This window comes from Rhizorhapis suberifaciens, assembly GCF_014200045.1.
GTDB classification, from domain to species: Bacteria; Pseudomonadota; Alphaproteobacteria; order Sphingomonadales; family Sphingomonadaceae; genus Rhizorhapis; species Rhizorhapis suberifaciens.
The window spans coordinates 141,939-159,688 of record NZ_JACHOV010000006.1; the positions used below are offsets into that span (position 1 = coordinate 141,939).

The following is a 17,750-nucleotide window of genomic DNA, read 5'->3' on the forward strand; positions in this document are numbered from 1 at the left end:
CAAGATGGACGCCAACAGCGAAGGCGAGGCCCACAAGAAAGGCCCACTAGACGGCATCACCGTGCTCGACTTCTCCCGCGTGTTGGCGGGTCCCTACTGCACCATGATCCTGGCCGACCTTGGCGCTCGCGTGATCAAGATCGAGAAGTTCGGCACGGGTGATGATACCCGTGCCTTTGGCCCCTTCGTCGAAGGTGGCGAGTCCGCTTACTTCATGTGCTTCAATCGCGGCAAGGAGAGCATCGTCCTCGACATCAAGTCGCCCCGCGATCGGGAACTGCTCGAGCGCCTGCTCGATGTCTCCGACGTTGTCGTCGAGAACTTCCGTCCAGGCGTGATGGACCGATTGGGCTATGGGGCCGAGCGCCTCGCCAAGACCCACCCGCACATTGTCTATGCGTCCATTTCCGGCTTTGGCCATACCGGGCCGTTCAGTGATCTGCCTGGCTACGACATGGTGGTTCAGGCGATGGGCGGGGTGATGAGCGTAACGGGCTGGCCTGATAGCCCGCCCGCCCGCGTCGGCACCAGCTTTGGCGATCTAGGCGCGGCCTTGTTCGCCACCGTCGGCATTGTCTCGTCGCTGTACAAGCGGACACGCGACGCCCAGGGAAGCCGTGTCGATATAGGCATGCTCGACTGCCAGGCGGCCCTGATGGAGACGGCGCTGGCGCGCTATGACGTCGAAGGAGTGGTGCCTGGTCGCACGGGTGACAGCCACCCGTCGCTCGCGCCCTTCGAGAGCTTCCAGGCGAGCGACGCCAGGTTCATCATCGCAACGGGCAACGACACGTTGTTCATGCTCATGGCGGACGCGCTCGATGCGCCGCAACTCGCGCTCGACCCGCAATTCATCACCAACGATCTGCGCTGCCGGAATCGGCCGGCGATGGTGAAGGCGATCGAGGCCATTACCGTCGGCAAGCCCGTGGCGCACTGGATCGACAGGCTCAACGAGGCGGGCGTGCCTTGCTCAGCCATCAACACGATCGACAAGCTGTTCGACCACCCCCAGCTTGGCGCGCGCAACATGATTATCCAGGTCACGGGGCAGTCGGGCCGTCCCGTGCGAACGGCCGGCAATCCGATCCGGATTGGCGATGCCGAGAACGACATCGGCACCCCTATTGCGGCACCCGGATTGAACCAGCATCGTGAAGCCATTCTCAGAGAGCTTCTTGGCGACGACTGGGCCTACGGGAGCCCAGCAAATGAAGGCGATGAACTCGTACCCGCGACCCTCGACATCTACGGCGTACCTCCGCTTGAGGCAGCCGAGTGATGAGCGACGCCAATCCACCAGAGATCCCGGAAGGAAATAGCATGTCCGCGAAAATAACCTCGATGCGCGCACCGTCCCCCACCTCCAGCGCGGAGGCGAAGCCCGCCGGGAAATCGGAAAAGCCGGAGACCATCCTGGTCGAGCGCCGCGACCGTGTCGGCCTCATCACGCTCAATCGTCCGCGCAGCCTTAACGCGCTCAATCGCCAGCTGGCGGACGAGGTGCTGGCCGCCTTGAATGCCTTCGACGCGGACGAGCGGATCGGCGCCATCGTGATCACCGGTTCGCCTCGGGCATTCGCGGCGGGTGCCGACATTGCCGAGATGGCCGAAAAGACCTTCGCCGAATTCTACGCGGATGACTTCCTCGCCGCCTGGGATGAGGTCCCGCTGATTGGCAAGCCCATTATTGCGGCCGTCGGCGGCTTCGCGCTCGGCGGCGGCTGCGAGCTCGCGCTTCTATGCGACTTCATCATCGCCGCGGAAGACGCCCAGTTCGGCCAGCCCGAAATCAAGCTCGGCATTCTGCCCGGCATTGGTGGTTCCCAGCGCCTCGCCCGCGCCGTCGGCAAATCCATGACGATGGACATGGTGCTCACTGGCCGCACCATTGGCGCACAAGAGGCCAAGGCTATCGGCCTGGTTGCCCGCGTCGTTCCGGCGACGGACCTGCTCCAGATCGCGCTGGAGGCCGCTCATACGATCGCCGCCTACAACGCCCCGGCCGTTAAAATGGCAAAAGAGGCGGTGAATAGGGCATTCGAGAGCCCGTTGTCCGAAGGGTTGCGCCACGAACGGCTGCTCTTCCAGGCGGCTTTCGCCACGGAGGGCCAGAAAGAAGGCATGAACGCCTTTGTCAACAAGCGCGCGCCTGTCTTCCGCAACCGATGACCTCCGCCATTAGCGCTATCAGATAGGAAGTCTGCGGTGACCGAAGACGTCAAGCTTCTCCACGAAGAATATGATTACATCGTGGTCGGTGCGGGGTCCGCAGGCTGCGTGGTTGCGAACCGCCTCTCGGCTGATCCGAACATACGGGTGTTGCTGCTGGAAGCAGGCGGACGGGACGATTGGATCTGGTTTCATGTTCCTGTTGGCTATCTTTTTGCCATCGGCAACCCCCGTTCGGACTGGATGTTCGAGACCGAGAATGAGGCCGGGCTCAACGGGCGCAGCCTGAAATATCCCCGTGGGAAGGTGATCGGCGGTTCATCAGCCATCAACGCGATGATCTCTATGCGCGGGCAAGCTGAGGATTATGATCACTGGCGTGAACTCGGCCTCGCAGGGTGGGGCTGGGAGGATGTGGCGCCGGTCTTTCGCCGGCTCGACAATCATTTTCTTGGCGAGACCGAGCACCATGGCGTGAGCGGCGAATGGCGCGTCGAGGAGCCTCGGCTCAAATGGGCCGTGCTTGATGCCGTGGCGCAGGCTGCGACGGAGATGGATATTCCTGCGACGAAGGATTTCAACACCGGCAATAACAGCGGTGTGGGCTATTTCCACGTCAATCAGAAACGGGGCGTACGCTGGTCATCGGCGCGCGGATTCCTGAAGCCCGCATTGAAGCGCCAGAACCTGCACCTCAGGACCGGTGTTAGCGTGGATCGGGTGCTGTTTGATGGCCGACGCGCAGTAGGCGTCCGCTTCCGTGAGCAAGGACAGGCCGTCGAGGTGCGGACGAAGGGGGAGGTCATTCTGTCGGCAGGGGCGCTCGGGTCCGCCCAGCTCCTGCAGCTGTCAGGCGTGGGACCCTCAGAGTGGCTGTCCGAATGCGGCATCGACACCGTACTCCACAAACCAGGCGTCGGGCGTAACCTTCAGGACCATCTGCAGCAGCGTGCGATTTACAAGGTCCACGGCATCAAGACGCTGAACGAGACCTATCATTCGTTGGTCCGACGCGCCCTCATGGGCCTGGAATATGCCTTCTTTCAGCGCGGACCTCTCACCATGGCGCCGTCGCAGCTCGGGATTTTCACGACCTCCTCTTCCGAGCACGAACGTGCGAACATCCAGTTCCACGTCCAGCCCTTGTCGCTCGACAAGTTCGGTGACCCGCTCCACCGCTTCCCGGCGATCACCGTTTCGGCCTGTAATCTGCGCCCAACCTCGCGCGGCGTTGTGCGGCTGCGTTCGCGCGATCCCGCAGCGAAGCCGATCATAGCCCCAAACTATCTTTCGACCGACGAAGATCGCCGCGTGGCCGCCGACGCCATTCGCGTTACACGCCGTCTTATGCGTCAGGAAGCGCTGCGCCCATATCGACCGGAAGAATATCTTCCCGGGCCCGAAATCGGCGACGACGAAACCTCGTTGGCCAAGGCCGCCGGCGATATCGGCACCACCATCTTCCATCCTGTTGGCACGGCAAGGATGGGCCTCCCTTCCGATCCGATGGCGGTGGTCGACAAGCGCCTGCGCGTAATCGGTCTCGAAGGACTACGGATCATCGATGCCTCCATCATGCCGACCATTACCTCGGGAAACACCAATACGCCGACCATCATGATAGCTGACAAAGGCGCGCGCATGGTGATCGAGGATCGTAGGTCGCCAGGCCCTGCCACGACCGTCATGCCTGAAGGCGCGATGCGCCGGCAACTGGAAACGGAGAAATCGTAATGAGAGCTATCGTAATCGAAAAAAATGATGCGGGGCAGAGCGCTCTTCTCAGGGAGTTCGATGAGGCCGACCTCATGGATGGCGACGTCACGGTCCGCGTGACCCACTCAAGCCTCAACTACAAGGACGGCCTGGCAATTACGGGCAAGTTGCCAGTGGTCCGCCGCTTTCCGATGATCCCGGGCATTGATCTTGCCGGAGTGGTCGAAACATCCTCAAATCCCGAGTATAAGGTTGGCGATGCCGTCCTACTCAATGGCTGGGGTACAGGCGAGACTCATCTCGGCGCCTTTGCAGAGCGGGCGCGCGTGAAAGGCGAATGGCTGATTCCACTGCCCGAAGGCATAAGCGGCGCCCAAGCCATGGCTATCGGCACCGCAGGCTACACCGCGATGCTCGCCTTGATGGCGATCGAGCATCAGGGCGTCACACCAAGCTATGGTCCGGTTATCGTTACCGGAGCGGCGGGCGGTCTCGGCTCGATCGCTATTGCTCTGCTCGCAAGAGCGGGCTGGCATGTCATCGCCTCCACGGGCCGGGCAAGTGCAACGGACTATCTCAAGGAACTCGGCGCGACCGAAATCCTGGATCGTGCGGAACTGGCCGGATCAGGCCAGCCACTCGCCAAGGAGCGTTGGGCCGCGGGCGTTGACTCGGTCGGATCCACGACGCTTGCAAGCGTCCTTGCGAGCACAAAGTATCGCGGTGCCGTCGCAGCCTGCGGCCTGGCTGGCGGGATGGATCTGCCCTCGTCGGTGGCGCCGTTCATCTTACGTGGTGTAAGTCTGCTCGGTATCGACTCCGTCATGGCGCCGAAAGCACTTCGCCTGGAAGCCTGGAGACGTCTGGCCCGAGAGCTTGACCATGAGAAACTCGCCGCCATGACTACGACGGCCGGCATCGAGGACGTTATCCAGCTTGGCCATGAGATTCTGGAAGGTCGAATTCGAGGGCGGGTCGTGATTTCCATGAGCCATTGAATATCTGGTCGAAACGGGAGGCGTTTTTCTGGCCAACGCCATGTCCAAAGCGGAGGGCCGGAAGATTGTGGCCAACATGAATATAGCAGCATCCCACGATGAGGCTGTCGGTGATCGCGGACCGAGGGACCACACGGTTCGTCTTCAGATCATCGGGGTGGCGGTTATACATTTCTCACATTACGGATATAGCAAAACGACGGTCTCCGACCTGGCGTGGCCGCCAAAACATCAAGCCCGGACCACCCGGATGGGACAGACGAAGTGCTTGCAGCAGCCTTATTAAGTGTATATGCACATAACTTGCAGTTCTAGTCTGCCAGCAAAAAGGAGAGGAATAATGCCTTGGAGCGATGCGAAAACCAGAGAGGCAGTCGAGGCCGAGTTTGGTCGAATTACCCGACCAGACTTTTCGATGCCGAACGGCAGAACCGAGGATTATAAGATCCTGGAGCCGCACCTCGCAACGTACCAGGCTGGGCGCGCCGTGCGCATCCTCGCGATGCTCGAGATGTCTGATCAATACGGTATGACGGGATTTCCGGTCTCTCGATTAGAGCACGCACTCCAGACGGCGACGCTTGCCTTCCAAGCAGGCAAGGATGAGGAATACGTTGTTTGCGCCCTTTTGCATGATTTCGCCGAGAGTCTGGTATTCGACAATCACGCCGAAGTTGGCGCCGAGCTTCTGAAGCCGTTCATCTCAGAGGCGAACTACTGGATGCTGTATCACCACAGCTTCTTCCAAATGTACCATATGGGTCCGCACATTGGCGTTCCAAGGGAGATGCGGGAGCAATGGCGTGGGCATCCGCATTTCGAGCGCACGCTTGAGTTTTGCGATAGCTTCGATGCGCTCGCGTTCTGCGCGGGACGCGAGGCTATGCCCCTCGAGGCTTTCCGGCCGATGGTCGAGCGCGTCACGATGAAGCTTGGCAATACTGCGATCGCGGCGATGATGCCCGACTGAGTTGCGGGCTAGGGGGGGCGCCACCTCGAGATCAGTGGCCGGTGAACGAAAAGGTCGGGCGGGGCCTCTGCTCGAGGAACGCCTCGACCGAAGCGGGCAGCGCGACTTTCACGTCTTCCGTGTCGAACAGCGGCATCGCTATGTCGAACATTGCATCGTCTGCAGCTGCGTTGCCGCCGGCGGCCCAGATCCGCAGCAGGCCTTGTGCGCGCCGTGCGCCCGTGTCGCACCGACGGCCACGGACTGGGCGAAGGCAACGTCATAGCCACGTCCAATGATGCGGTGAACCTTGGGGATTCGCGCCAACCGCAACGGTCAGGATCCTGTATGCGCCCCGGACGCACCTCATCGGGGAACAGATCGCAGTTTGTTTGCTGGAAGCACTTCTGGTGGAGCGCGACGCCGCTCTCGCAGATGCCCGCGCCGAGCTTACCGCACGCGACCTGCTGATCGAGACATTGCGCGTTCAGATCGCCCGAAGCGGATGCCGTTCGGCAAGTCATCCGAGAAGCTTACCCTTCCCGGTTATTCGCAAATCTGGCGAAGCGATCCTATTCCCTCGACGGTGCTGATGACTTCATCGCCCGGTCTCAGAAAGATTTTCGGGTTCCGAGCCCCGCCGACCCCGCTGGGGGTGCCCGTGAATATGATGTCGCCCGGGAGCAAGGTGCAGACCTGTGACAGCCGACTGACGAGTTCAGAAAGAGAAAAAATTAGACTCGACGTCCGGGACGATTGCATCGTCTCGCCGTTGATCTCGCAACGGATCGCCAAATCGTCAGGATTTCCAATTTCATCGAGCGAAACCAGCCAAGGACCGACTGGGCCGAAACCAGGAAATGATTTGGCCAATGAAAACTGCGGCATAGCGCCCGCAGCCTGGACGACGCGCTCGGAATAATCCTGGCCAACGGACAGGCCGGCAACATGCCCCAATGCGTCATCAACACCGACTGCAATGGCCTCTTTCCCGATCACCGCGACCAATTCAACTTCCCAATCGACATTCGCAGAAGGCAATTTCAACCGCGTTTCAGGCCCTGTGATGCACGTCCGGAACTTCGTGAAAACAACCGGGGAGTTCGGTGTTTCCGTGACGCCAGACTCCATGGCATGATCGAGATAATTGAGACCAATTGCGAAAATTTGGGCAGGACTTGGCGACGGACAACCAAGAAGCGAATAATCCAATGCCTTTGCCGGCGCCTGCGGGATGTCCTTTGCCCAAGCAGAAAACTTCTTCCAATTCTGGAAGGCCCCCGCGGGATCAGCCGAAAATTGACCACCGCTCGCCTCCTCGACATCCACAACGCCACCTTCCACAATCAAGGCCGCTCTATTGTCGAAATTCGCGAAACGCATTGTAATATTTCATTCCCGAGCACCGGTGCCGAAGCAAAGATATAAGCGAGGACGGGCGGACATCACCATCAGAATGGCCGCCCGACCGAGATGCCACAGGTCCGGATGCGCCCGGAAATGCAGGCAGCGCCGTCCACAAAGAGCAGGGCAGCAGGAGAGGAGCTGGCGCTGTGGTTGCTACGCCGCGCAGGTGGATCGGGCGGAGCCAGCGCACTAAGCGCCGGCCTCGCCCATACCGACATTCCGACGACAGGTACTCCAAACGCGGATCGCACAACAGCGCCTCGAAGATGGACGCTTTTTCAATCGCGAATCCCTCAGCGGGCACTCCTCTAATTCATTTGAACCGATAGGCAACGGAAACGCCGTACGTCGCTGGCTTTCCGACGTAACGTACCACGGTATCAACGGCGAGATTGGCCGCATTCCAATAATAGGTATTGCCGATATTTCGACCCCAGGCCGAGATCCGCCAATCACCATCCTTCGTTTCTATACCGGCCCTCAGGTCGACAACCGTATATGCCTTTACAGCAAAATTTGCGAGCTCCCCAAATGCACTGTTCGTGCGGCTCTGGTGGTTGACGTTGCCACCAATAAAGCCGTCGAAACGGTCGCTCAGGCTTGTCTTGTAACTCACGTCAGAAACCAGCTGCCACTTGGGCGTGTTGGGAAAGGCTTCGCCATCGAAACTTCTCAGCGTCCCGACAGGATCATAGTTCGTGAACCCGTCCAGGATGCGAGATTTAATATACGAGAGCCCCGTGTTGATCGTCAGGCCACGCAGCGGCGCCCAGGTTAACTGCAACTCGGCACCACGAACATCGCCCTTCGGAACGTTCACCAATGCGAGCAGTGGACCGAGTATGCTTGGGACACGACCGAGGATCTGCTTGTCCGTATAGCGGTAATAATAGGCCGCTCCGTTTAGCTGCAACGTACGATCCAGGAGCAGTGTCTTGAAGCCGGCTTCATAGGCCAGCAGAGATTCCTGCTTCGCCGGCCGGAACTGCGCGGTCGAGGTGGCGCCCAGCGACGGGAAGCCACCCGCCTTGTATCCCTTGCTGACGTTCGCATAGAAAAGCGTACGCGAGGCAGGCTTCCATTCGACACCAGCGCGCCAGGACACATTGTCTTCGTTCAAATTGTCATGGACCACTGTGGGCGTCAGGTTTGCGTCCACCGTCAGACATCCGCCGGGCGCTATGGGAATCGACGAGCCGCGCAGAAGGTCCCACAACGGCCCGAACACCGATGCGCCATTGCCATCGCCGGAGTCGAACGTACAGCCCTCGAACTTGTTGCGGCTGTCGGTGTAGCGCGCGCCGGCGCTGAGCTTGATTGTGTCCGTCACCTCGAAATCGACGTTACCGAAAACAGCTTTCGTGGTTACGCGTTGATAGTTAACGCCGTGAAAATTTGTGAACTGCGGCAGGCCGAATGGCACAAAGGTGAATCCCAAGGTGCTGTACGAAGGCGTAGTATAGTTGTCATCAAGAACCTTGTCATGCGCATAGGTGGCGCCGAGGACGAACTGGCCACGACTAAATTGTCCTGCAATACGTATTTCCTGCGAGATCGTAGTAATGTCTCCGATCGCCCGCTGGGCGTTGTTTTGAAGGGCCGTTCCGTCCAGATCAATATATTGATTGATATCGGTCTGGCTGAAAGATGTAAGTGACGTGATCGTCAATTGATCGGAAAGATCATAGTCCAGTCGAAGATTCGCCTGATAGAACTCATTGCTGCGCGCATAGTCTTCTTCCGGGTTCCAGTCTGCCGCGCGCGGAGTGTGCGGCGCCAGCGGATAGGCGACGAGATCAGGTATGAATGGCACCGTAGAAGGATTGCCTGGCGAAAAGGCAACATACTGGCCCACCGGCATGTCCGATCGGTCCGCCCAGGCATTGAGGTTGAGCTGCGCCCTGAATGCATCGGAAGGCGACCAGTCCAGGAGCAGACGGCCGTTGGTGAAATCCGTACGCCCGAGCTTGCCGCCGTGGGTGTGACTCTTCTGCCATCCATCGGCGCCCTCGTGCTGAAGAGCAACTCTGGCAAGCAGAGTGTCGGTGATAGGCCCGCTGACAAAGCCGCTCACGTCGAACGCGTTGAACCGGCCGTAGCTGACGTCCGCACCGGCCTCGAAGCTCGATGTGGGCTTTGCGGCAATGAAATTTATCGCGCCGCCGGTCGCGTTCTGGCCAAATAACGTTCCCTGAGGCCCCTTGAGCACTTCGACGCGCTCGAGATCGAGATTCGTTCCTCGTGTCTGAACCGGGAAGGGGATCGGGGCCTCGTCGATGTAGGTGCTGACCGTGGGCCGACCGCCGAGCGCGTTGTCAATGAAGCCGACGCCGCGAAGCGTGAAGACGGGCAAGCCGTTCGAGGAATCGGCATAGGTAAACCCGGGGACGACCTTCACAAGGTCGCGAACTTCGCTGACACCTCTTGCAGCAAGCTGCTCGCCGGTCGCCGCGGAGATCGACATGGGTACTGTATTAGCGCTTTCCTGACGCTTTTGGGCAGTGACGATGATGTCCGCCAGTGATTGTTCCTGCGGCGCCGGGGCGGACTCTGCCGTGTCGGCAGGGGCGGCGAAAGCTGCAGGGGCAACCAAAATAGCGGCTGAGGCGCCGGCAAGCGCCGCCATGCGGACACGATGCAGCGCCTTGCACCGATTTTTATGGGTGCGCCTGTAAAGAACAAGATTGGTCATTGGTATCCCCTCTTCTGTCGCATGATAATGTCGTTTTGTCGATATATGAAGAATTATCGATAATTTATTTCGCAGCAATGTTCCTGTCAAGCTGGATTTGGTTGTTGAGGGCCCTGCAAGCTGGAGACCCCGAGGAAGGAACCCCTGTGCGATGTAGCCAACTTCGACGAGCTTAGGACTGGCTTGCCGCCGACCACCCACAGAGTCACGGCGGTCGGCGGGCAAGCGGGTGGGGGCACAATTGGCAGTTAGTGCGCCTGCCCCGAAACTAAGGCAAAGGCGATCGCGGGGCCGGAGCCATCGGAGACCACACAGGCCTTGGCGCCAAAGCCTCCGCAAGAGCGGCCCAACGCTTCACGCACATTGCGGCTTCGTGAGAATCCCCCTCTCCGCCTTTACGCGTCGGAGGTGCGATCCAGCGCCGCCTGATGGCGAGCGAGCGGTACTAGGCGGACACTCATGTAGGGGAACAGCGGCAATCCCGAAATGACCGCGTGCAAGCGCTCGTGATCAGTGACATCGAGTATGCCCATGCTTGCAAATTGTCCCGCCACTCGCCAGAGATGCTGCATTTCGCCCGTCTCCTGCAACGCATGCACAACTTTCCGCTCTTCATCCCGCAGCATCTGAAATTGTTCAGGCGGTACGCCTTGCGGCACTGTCACATGGAATTCAAAGTAGTAATACATGGCGAGCCCTCTAGAACTGCACCAGATCAGCGCCTTTGAGACCCAGAAGCTCGCGCGCCTCCGCAGGCGTCGCAGGCGAAAGGCCGAATTCCTCTACAATCCGTACGATCTTCGCGACCTGCTCAGCATTGCTCGAGGCCAGGCGCCCCCTGCCTATGCCCAGACTGTCTTCCAGGCCAACGCGGAGATTGCCGCCCATCAGCGCTGAATGGGTGGCGAGCGACATCTGTGAACGTCCCGCGCCGAGCACCGACCAGATATACTGGTCGCCGAACAAGCGGTCGGCGGTGTTCTTCATGAACATGAGATTTTCTGGATCAGGGCCGATGCCGCCCAGAATGCCGAAAATGAACTGGAGGAAAAAAGGTGGCTTGAACAAGCCCTTATCCACGCAATGAGCTAGATTATAGAGATGGCCGACATCATAGCATTCGTGCTCGAATTTGGTGCCATGTTCTTCACCCAGCGCCCTATAGATCTTTTCAATATCGCGGAATGTGTTGCGGAAAATCGCGTCGTCAGATTCCCGAAGATAGGATTCTTCCCAATCATATTTCCAGTTCTTGTACCGGTCAGCCATCGGATGTAGTGCAAAGTTCATCGTTCCCATGTTCAGCGAACACATTTCGGGTGACGCGATCAATGGTCCGGCGAGACGCTCATTCAAAGTCATCTTGACGCTTCCACCGGTGGTCAGGTTGCAAATCGCATCTGTTGCCTGTTTGATCCTTGGCAGGAAGGACATGAACAGTTTGGGGTCCGCGCTCGGGCGACCATCACCGGGATCGCGCGCATGAAGATGAAGAATCGCTGCCCCTGCTTCCGCCGCCCCAATGGCCTGCTGCGCGATTGCATCTGGGGTTATTGGCAACGCGTCGGACATGGTGGGGGTGTGCACCGAACCCGTGATGGCGCAGGTGATCACAACCTTGTTCTTCATCATAACTCCTTTCCGTCGATTGACGGGAAAAGTGAGATGGCAGATATAATATCGATAGGTCAAGTTAATATCGACATTAGATAGTCACTTGATATTTTTTGGGTTAGGCGTTAGCCATTTTCCATGCCTCCCGAACCGATGCCAGCCCTTCCCAGTCTCACTCACGACGCGTATCAACGCCTGCGTGCAGAACTTCTTTTTGGTCGCGTCGCTCCCGGAGCTAAGCTTAAGATCACTGATCTGGTCGCATCGTTGGATGTGAATATGAGCGCGGTACGCGAAGCCTTGGCGAGGTTGACGGCAGAGGGATTAGTCATCGCCGAGCCCCAGAAGGGGTTTCGCGCCTCGCCACTAACGGAGGCTGATCTGCGGCATTTGACCGAAGTGCGGATACCAATAGAGGAAATGTGCATCCGGCGCGCGATCCATTCAGGCGACCTTGCATGGGAGCAATCTATCGTTGCAGCACTCCACGGCCTCACGCGCACCCAACATTACGGGGAAGATGGGAGAGTCACCGGCCAGTGGGCAGAGGCTCACGACCAACTCCACCGCGCATTTGTGTCTGCGTGCGACAATCCTTGGTTGTTACGCATCAGAGAGGCCCTCGCGGCGCAAGGCGATCGCTATCGTTGGTTTGCCGCAGCTGCTTCCGGCCCTGATCGCGATCTGGATGACGAACATCGCCGCATGGCGGATGCCTTCATCGCCCGTGATGCAGATCGTGCCGTCGGGCTGATGACCGAACATATTCTGTTCACAGCAGAGGTTCTGCTCAGGCACGGTCTCTTTAAAGCTAATATTCGAACGAAGAGCGTGGCGCGTTCCAACAGGCAGCGCAGTTCGGTAGAGGACTAGATGCCGTAATGGGCCGCCTCAAGCCCAGGCCGACACACCGGCAATCCAGCTCGTCGAAATACCGCAGCAGCGCCTCGTAGCGGGTCGCGAGGCGCGGTTGATCTTAAGGTAGCCGAACTCGCGCTGGGCGGAGGCAGCGGTGCGGATCGCCGAACTCTTCGGCATTGAGCGCGATATCAAGGGTGCGTCACCCGATGAGTGAAAACGTACCCGCGAGATCGAGGCAGGACCGACGCTCGAGGCTTTGCGCGTCTGCTCGAAACCCAGAACTTTAGGCCTGTCGTCCAACAGTACTCTGGCGCGCGCCTGCCGCTACCCGGGGCCGATAATATTGTAGCCGTATTGCAAATCAGAGCGCGGGCTGTAGAAGGAGCAAAAATCGGGAGAAAAATCGATGAAGAGTCATTATATCGATAATGATGGCGTCAAGCTGCACGTTGTCGAGCAGGGTGAAGGCCCGGTCGTGCTGTTTTGCCATGGCTTTCCTTCCATTTGGTCGCTCTGGCGTTCTCAAATGGAGGCGGTGGCGCAGGCTGGCTATCGTGCGGTCGCACTCGATATGCGCGGCTTTGGAGAAAGCGATGCACCAGCGGAGGCAGAAGCATACACGCCGCTTGCAATTGTCGGCGACCTGGTGGCGGTTCTCCATCATCTCGAGATAAAAAAGGCCATTCTCGTAGGCCATGATCATGGCGCGAATGCTGTCTGGACTGCTTCCCTGATGCGCCCTGACTTGTTTTCGGCCGTTTTCGGAATCAGCGTGCCGTTCATGCCGATGGGCGGACCCAGCTTTCTCGATCAACTCCGCGCTGCCGGCATGGACAGCTTCTACATGTTCGACTGGATGCGTCCGGAAGCCGAGCAGGACTGGGCTGAGGTGGCCACGGTCCTTCCAAGGGCATATTACTGGACGTCGGGCCTGGCTCCTGAGGGTGAACGCTGGGATCCCTTTGATCCTGCCAAGAATCCGTTCCGTCCAGCGCCCGATATGGTGATCGAAAACGACCCGGAACATCTGCCCGACCTCATTGCCAGTTTCAGTCGGACCGGATTTCATGGCGGGTTGAACTATTATCGAGCGCTCGACACTTTCTATTCGATTGCATCAAGACCCTTTTCCCGCGCACTCGTAAAACAGCCATCCTTCTTTGTCATGGGTGGCGCTGACGGTCTTAACAAGTTGCTCAATGTATCGGAGCAGTCATTGCGCGAGGCGCTCCCCGGACTCACGGGGTTCCTGATGCTGGACGGAGTGGGGCATTGGCCACAGCTTGAGGCCCCTGAACTGTTGAATGGGGCCTTGCTCGACTTTCTTCGGAAAATTGCCTGGAGGCCGAGCGTCGGCGCCGATCAGCTCGCATCGCCATTAGTGCAATAATATCGACTTTTTGAGCTTGATCGATATGTTTGGCCACGCTAGGGTCGCGATGATCAGCAAATTCGCCCGTGCCCCATCACGCGGGAGATTGCCGATTGATCCGACTCCCAAGCGCAAGTTCAAAGTGCGCACCCGTCGGCCATATTAATCTCGAAACTGCTTTAGTTTCAAAACTTGCAAGATACAAAGAGGGAGAGAAAAAATGCCGTTTTGGAGAATTTATCATCCTGCGAGCGCTTACTCGGAAGAGGAAAAGCAGGCTTTTTCCGAAATAGTTACTTCTATTTATGCCAACGTTCCGATTCCCAGATTTTATGTAGTGTGCATGTTCGAGGAAGTGTCGGCCGGAAACATGTTCGTCGGTGGCAAGCGGAATGAGAATTTCGTTCGAGTGCATATCGACCACATCGCTAGAACGCTGCCAGGTGCCATCATGCGGGAGTGGTGGATGAGGACGATCGAAGCCTCCCTGGCGCCCTTCCTCCGGGCCAAGGGTTTCGAATGGGAAGTTTCCGTGGATGAAACACCGTTCGACCTCTGGACTCTCCAGGGTGAAATCCCGCCGCCATTCCAGTCTGTCGGGGAGAAGCGCTGGATTGATGAGAACAAGGCAAGCCCCTACACATTTGAAGAAAAACTGCCGCTAGTGATGACGTTCACACCTGGCGTTCATGATAATCAGTAACGTCTTTTCGTTGCTTGATAAGACCCTGCTTCTGATTGGCAGTCGGGCGAGGCATGGTCCATATTTTTGTTTCCTTATCTCAGGCAATGATCCTGATGATTGGCAGAGCGGCGGAGTGAGATCGTGACGACAGAACATGTTATGCTTGAGCAGCGCGGTAGAGTTGCCGTGATGACGATGGCGTTCAGGCCATACAACCTGTTGGGGTTCGATCTCATCGCGGCGCTTGGTGATGCGCTCGACCGCGTTGACCAGGCCAATACCGGCGCCATTCTTCTGCGAAGCTCTCTGCGTCATTTTTCTGCAGGCGCGGATCTCAATATGTTCGAGCAACGTGTTGCAACCGGAAAGGCCGAAGCACTCCCTGATTTGCTCGGCTTCATGCAGAAATGGGAGAGCTTTCCCATTCCGATCGTCGCCGCGCTGCACGGCGCGGTTCTAGGCGGCGGTTTTGAACTGGCGTTGATGTGTGATTATATCGTCGCAGCCAGTTCGGCGAAGATTGGATCGGTCGAAGCGACGCTTGGCCTCCACCCGCTAATGGGTGGTGTGCAACGCCAGGTGCAGCGCGCCGGCGCACTGCGCGCCAAGGAGCTATCAATCCTGGCGCGCCGATATGATCCGGCGACGCTGGAGCGCTGGAATCTCATCAATCTGGTTGTGCCGGATGAGCAGCTTGAAAAGACTGCGTTCACGATCGCCGACGAGATTGCCCACGGATCGACTGTGGCGCACGCTGCAACCAAGAAACTCGCGCAGATCGCGGTCAACGAAGGCGTCGCGGCCGCAGATGCCGCGATGGAAGAGGTGCAATCGGGCATCTGGACGTCCGAGGACGTCAAGATCGGCCTCAAGGCGTTCAACGAAGCCGGTCCTGGCGCCGCCAAGTTCGTGGGCCGCTGAGCCATGGCCGGTCCCCTCGAAGGTATAAAGATTGTCGATTTTTCGCGCGTCCTGGCGGGGCCGTTGTGCGCCCGAACGCTGCTTGACCTGGGCGCGGATGTCATCAAGATCGAGCCGCCCAATCCCGACGTTTCGCGCTTTGCCTTTCCCCAGGCACCGGGCATGTCAGGCTATTATGCCCAGCAGAATGCGGGCAAGCGCAATGTCAGCATTGATCTCAACGTACCGGGCGCGCGGGACCTTGTCCTTAAGCTCTGCGACCAGGCCGATATCGTGGTGGAAAATTTTAGAGCGGGAACGCTCGGTTTCTTCGATCTCGATTATGAAATCCTGGCGGCACGCAATCCCAGGCTGATCTACGCTTCGATCACTGGCTACGGCCAAGCGGGCCCCTGGCGCAGCCGCATGGCTTATGCCCCTGCTGTCCATGCTGAGGTCGGTCTTACCCACCACAGCGTCCGGCATTATGGTGACGCTCTAGCCGAACCGCGAAGTGACAGCTTGAGCCATGCGGATGTGTACGCCGGCACGGCGGCCGCCATCGCGATCCTGGCGGCGCTTCACCGCAGATCCGTAACCGGCATTGGCCAGGCAATTGATGTGTCGATGGCCGCGACGCTGTTGGCGATGAACGAACGCGCTCATGTTGACCTGAACCATTTCGACCTGGGGCCCGAACCCGCGATCCTTGGGGCCACAGATACCCCCTTCTTCACCGGCCCGGGCGGTGAGACCTTCACCGTGGCAGCGAGTCTTGTGGGTTCGGCGACGTTCCCCTGGTACGTGCACGCGATGCGCAGACCGGATCTCGAGGATGATCCCCGCTTCTCGACGGCAAGCGCGCGCCTGCAAAATAAGGATTTGCTGCACCAGATCGTCCAGGATTGGATTTATACCTTCCCGGACATGGCGACACTCGACGCCCAGTTCGACGAAGGCAAGATCGCCATGGGAGAGCTGCGTTCCATGACCGAACTTGCCGACACGGATTGGGCAGACTATTGGGGGGCGGTCCAGGAGGTGCCTGACCGGCATGGCGGAACCTATCGCTTGCCGGGGCGGCCATGGCGCTTCTCGCGAGACCATCTGGAGCCGCTTGGCCGACCGGCCTTTCGCGGCGAGGACAATCGGCAGGTCTTTCGGGAATATCAACTCAGCGACGCCGAGATCGACGCGCTGGAACAATCGGGTGCGCTCGTCGCCGATCCAATTCTCGGCGACAATGCCGCCGCCGAGAGGTTGCAGAGGGCGCAGGATAGCGACGCTGTAGAGAGGAAACAAACTGATGCCTGAAGCCCAGCCCCAGCGGATCGTGCTAGCCTCTCGACCAACGGGCGAGGCCACAACGGACAATTTCCGACTTGAGCCGATGCCGATGCCGGTCCCCGGCGATGGAGAAATCCTTGTGCGAGGGGACTATCTTTCGCTCGATCCCTATATGCGCGGTCGGATGGACGACAGGAAATCCTATGCTCCGTCGGTCCAGATAGACCAGACTATGACCGGCGAAGCAGTGGGCATGGTGCTTCGTTCAAATGCACCAGGTTTCGCCGAAGGCGACATGGTCGCGGCCCACACCGGCTGGGCGACCCATGCGGCCGTTCCCGCCGCGCAGGCCCGCAAAATAGACACGCAGGTCGCCCCGGCATCGACTTATCTTGGCGCATTGGGCATGCCAGGGTTCACCGCCTATTCCGGCCTCAAGGAAATCGGCAGGCCCAAGGCGGGTGAGACGCTGGTTGTCGCCGCCGCCAGCGGACCAGTTGGGTCCATGGTTGGCCAGCTCGCCAAGGCAGCCGGCGCGCGGACGGTCGGCATCGCCGGCGGGCCGGCGAAATGTCAATCGCTTCTGGATGATTTCGGCTTCGACGTAGCTCTTGACCATTATGCCGAGGATTTCGAGGCCCGGTTGAGCGCGGCTTGCCCCGATGGGATCGACGTCTATTTTGAGAATGTCGGCGGCCGCGTGCTCGCAGCCGTTTTGCCGCTGCTCAATCAATTTGCCCGCGTGCCGGTGTGTGGCCTGGTCGCCCATTATTCAGGGCAGTCTGCCGGCGCACCGGACCAATTCCTTGCTTTCATGCGCGATATTCTGATCAAGAGCATAACCTTTCGCGGCTTCATCAATTCTGACCTGATGGAATATTATCCGGCATTTCTGGAAGAGGTCGGCGCCGGAATTGCGAATGGCGCCATCCGCTATCGCGAGGATGTCGTGGCAGGCCTCGCGCAGGCTCCCGATGCGTTCATCGGCATGCTCAAAGGCAGCAACTTTGGTAAGCTGCTTGTCAAGCTTCGTTAGAGCAAGATCCATCGATCGCTGAGTCATGCTGTTCTGCCAGGCGGGTGCGATCCGGCCCTGT

At 59.0% G+C, this 17,750-nt stretch carries 15 protein-coding genes; 11 read left to right on the forward strand and 4 right to left on the reverse strand.

Annotated elements, in window-relative coordinates; translation table 11 throughout:
• The first annotated feature begins 4 nt into the window (after positions 1-4).
• From HNQ99_RS09215 to HNQ99_RS09235, 5 genes are all read left to right on the forward strand, one after another.
• Positions 5-1,282 carry a CaiB/BaiF CoA transferase family protein gene (locus HNQ99_RS09215; RefSeq protein ID WP_184475362.1) on the forward strand — a complete coding sequence of 426 codons (1,278 nt, stop codon included), beginning with the start codon at positions 5-7 and terminating at the stop codon, positions 1,280-1,282.
• The gene (locus tag HNQ99_RS09220) at positions 1,282-2,172 is read left to right on the forward strand and encodes an enoyl-CoA hydratase (protein WP_246414831.1); all 891 of its coding nucleotides are present in this window, start codon (positions 1,282-1,284) and stop codon (positions 2,170-2,172) included. The genes HNQ99_RS09215 and HNQ99_RS09220 overlap by 1 nt, the downstream gene beginning before the upstream one ends.
• A 36-nt stretch (positions 2,173-2,208) precedes the next feature.
• Positions 2,209-3,906 carry a GMC family oxidoreductase gene (locus tag HNQ99_RS09225; protein ID WP_184475363.1) on the forward strand — a complete coding sequence of 566 codons (1,698 nt, stop codon included), beginning with the start codon at positions 2,209-2,211 and terminating at the stop codon, positions 3,904-3,906.
• A complete protein-coding gene (gene acuI / locus HNQ99_RS09230) occupies positions 3,906-4,886 on the forward strand; it encodes an acrylyl-CoA reductase (NADPH) (protein ID WP_184475364.1) in 981 nt (326 codons plus the stop codon). The genes HNQ99_RS09225 and acuI overlap by 1 nt, the downstream gene beginning before the upstream one ends.
• Positions 4,887-5,226: 340 nt before the next feature.
• Entirely contained in the window at positions 5,227-5,856 is a 630-nt protein-coding gene (locus HNQ99_RS09235; protein WP_184475365.1) for an HD domain-containing protein, read from the forward strand.
• A gap of 525 nt (positions 5,857-6,381) precedes the next feature.
• Here the strand turns inward: HNQ99_RS09235 and HNQ99_RS09240 are convergent.
• From HNQ99_RS09240 to HNQ99_RS09255, 4 genes are all read right to left on the reverse strand, one after another.
• Entirely contained in the window at positions 6,382-7,218 is an 837-nt protein-coding gene (locus HNQ99_RS09240; RefSeq protein WP_184475366.1) for a fumarylacetoacetate hydrolase family protein, read from the reverse strand.
• Positions 7,219-7,555: 337 nt separating this feature from the next.
• A complete protein-coding gene (locus tag HNQ99_RS09245) occupies positions 7,556-9,868 on the reverse strand; it encodes a TonB-dependent receptor (RefSeq protein ID WP_184475367.1) in 2,313 nt (770 codons plus the stop codon).
• Between the two features lie 461 nt (positions 9,869-10,329).
• Entirely contained in the window at positions 10,330-10,623 is a 294-nt protein-coding gene (locus HNQ99_RS09250) for a muconolactone Delta-isomerase (protein ID WP_184475368.1), read from the reverse strand.
• Between the two features lie 10 nt (positions 10,624-10,633).
• On the reverse strand, positions 10,634-11,566 hold the full coding sequence (locus tag HNQ99_RS09255) for a BKACE family enzyme (RefSeq protein ID WP_184475369.1): 933 nt from the start codon (positions 11,564-11,566) through the stop codon (positions 10,634-10,636).
• A 135-nt stretch (positions 11,567-11,701) separates the two neighbouring features.
• Between HNQ99_RS09255 and HNQ99_RS09260 the strand changes: the two genes are divergently transcribed.
• The 6 genes from HNQ99_RS09260 to HNQ99_RS09285 all read left to right on the forward strand — a co-directional run bounded on the left by HNQ99_RS09260 (position 11,702) and on the right by HNQ99_RS09285 (position 17,689).
• Positions 11,702-12,421 (forward strand): GntR family transcriptional regulator, encoded by a 720-nt coding sequence (locus HNQ99_RS09260; RefSeq protein WP_246414865.1) that lies wholly within the window; start codon positions 11,702-11,704, stop codon positions 12,419-12,421.
• 394 nt (positions 12,422-12,815) lie between these two features.
• Positions 12,816-13,799: an alpha/beta fold hydrolase gene (locus tag HNQ99_RS09265; RefSeq protein ID WP_184475371.1), complete on the forward strand. Its 984-nt coding sequence runs from the start codon at positions 12,816-12,818 to the stop codon at positions 13,797-13,799.
• 202 nt (positions 13,800-14,001) lie between these two features.
• Complete coding sequence (locus tag HNQ99_RS09270) at positions 14,002-14,484, forward strand: tautomerase family protein (RefSeq protein ID WP_184475372.1); 483 nt, start codon at positions 14,002-14,004, stop codon at positions 14,482-14,484.
• A gap of 123 nt (positions 14,485-14,607) precedes the next feature.
• Complete coding sequence (locus HNQ99_RS09275) at positions 14,608-15,387, forward strand: enoyl-CoA hydratase/isomerase family protein (protein WP_221232640.1); 780 nt, start codon at positions 14,608-14,610, stop codon at positions 15,385-15,387.
• Between the two features lie 3 nt (positions 15,388-15,390).
• Entirely contained in the window at positions 15,391-16,680 is a 1,290-nt protein-coding gene (locus HNQ99_RS09280; protein ID WP_184475373.1) for a CaiB/BaiF CoA transferase family protein, read from the forward strand.
• Positions 16,673-17,689, forward strand: a complete 1,017-nt coding sequence (locus HNQ99_RS09285) for an NADP-dependent oxidoreductase (protein WP_184475374.1) — start codon at positions 16,673-16,675, stop codon at positions 17,687-17,689. Before HNQ99_RS09280 ends, HNQ99_RS09285 begins: the two co-directional genes overlap by 8 nt.
• The last annotated feature ends 61 nt before the right edge of the window (positions 17,690-17,750 follow it).

Bases quoted from the DNA above. Each gene is read 5' to 3' on its own strand.
- HNQ99_RS09215 (WP_184475362.1), top strand. From the start codon at position 5: ATGGACGCCAACAGCGAAGGCGAGGCCCACAAGAAAGGCCCACTAGAC.
- HNQ99_RS09220 (WP_246414831.1), top strand. From the start codon at position 1,282: ATGAGCGACGCCAATCCACCAGAGATCCCGGAAGGAAATAGCATGTCC.
- acuI (WP_184475364.1), top strand. From the start codon at position 3,906: ATGAGAGCTATCGTAATCGAAAAAAATGATGCGGGGCAGAGCGCTCTT.
- HNQ99_RS09235 (WP_184475365.1), top strand. From the start codon at position 5,227: ATGCCTTGGAGCGATGCGAAAACCAGAGAGGCAGTCGAGGCCGAGTTT.
- HNQ99_RS09240 (WP_184475366.1), bottom strand. From the start codon at position 7,218: ATGCGTTTCGCGAATTTCGACAATAGAGCGGCCTTGATTGTGGAAGGT.
- HNQ99_RS09245 (WP_184475367.1), bottom strand. From the start codon at position 9,868: ATGGCGGCGCTTGCCGGCGCCTCAGCCGCTATTTTGGTTGCCCCTGCA.
- HNQ99_RS09250 (WP_184475368.1), bottom strand. From the start codon at position 10,623: ATGTATTACTACTTTGAATTCCATGTGACAGTGCCGCAAGGCGTACCG.
- HNQ99_RS09255 (WP_184475369.1), bottom strand. From the start codon at position 11,566: ATGATGAAGAACAAGGTTGTGATCACCTGCGCCATCACGGGTTCGGTG.
- HNQ99_RS09260 (WP_246414865.1), top strand. From the start codon at position 11,702: ATGCCAGCCCTTCCCAGTCTCACTCACGACGCGTATCAACGCCTGCGT.
- HNQ99_RS09265 (WP_184475371.1), top strand. From the start codon at position 12,816: ATGAAGAGTCATTATATCGATAATGATGGCGTCAAGCTGCACGTTGTC.
- HNQ99_RS09270 (WP_184475372.1), top strand. From the start codon at position 14,002: ATGCCGTTTTGGAGAATTTATCATCCTGCGAGCGCTTACTCGGAAGAG.
- HNQ99_RS09280 (WP_184475373.1), top strand. From the start codon at position 15,391: ATGGCCGGTCCCCTCGAAGGTATAAAGATTGTCGATTTTTCGCGCGTC.
- HNQ99_RS09285 (WP_184475374.1), top strand. From the start codon at position 16,673: ATGCCTGAAGCCCAGCCCCAGCGGATCGTGCTAGCCTCTCGACCAACG.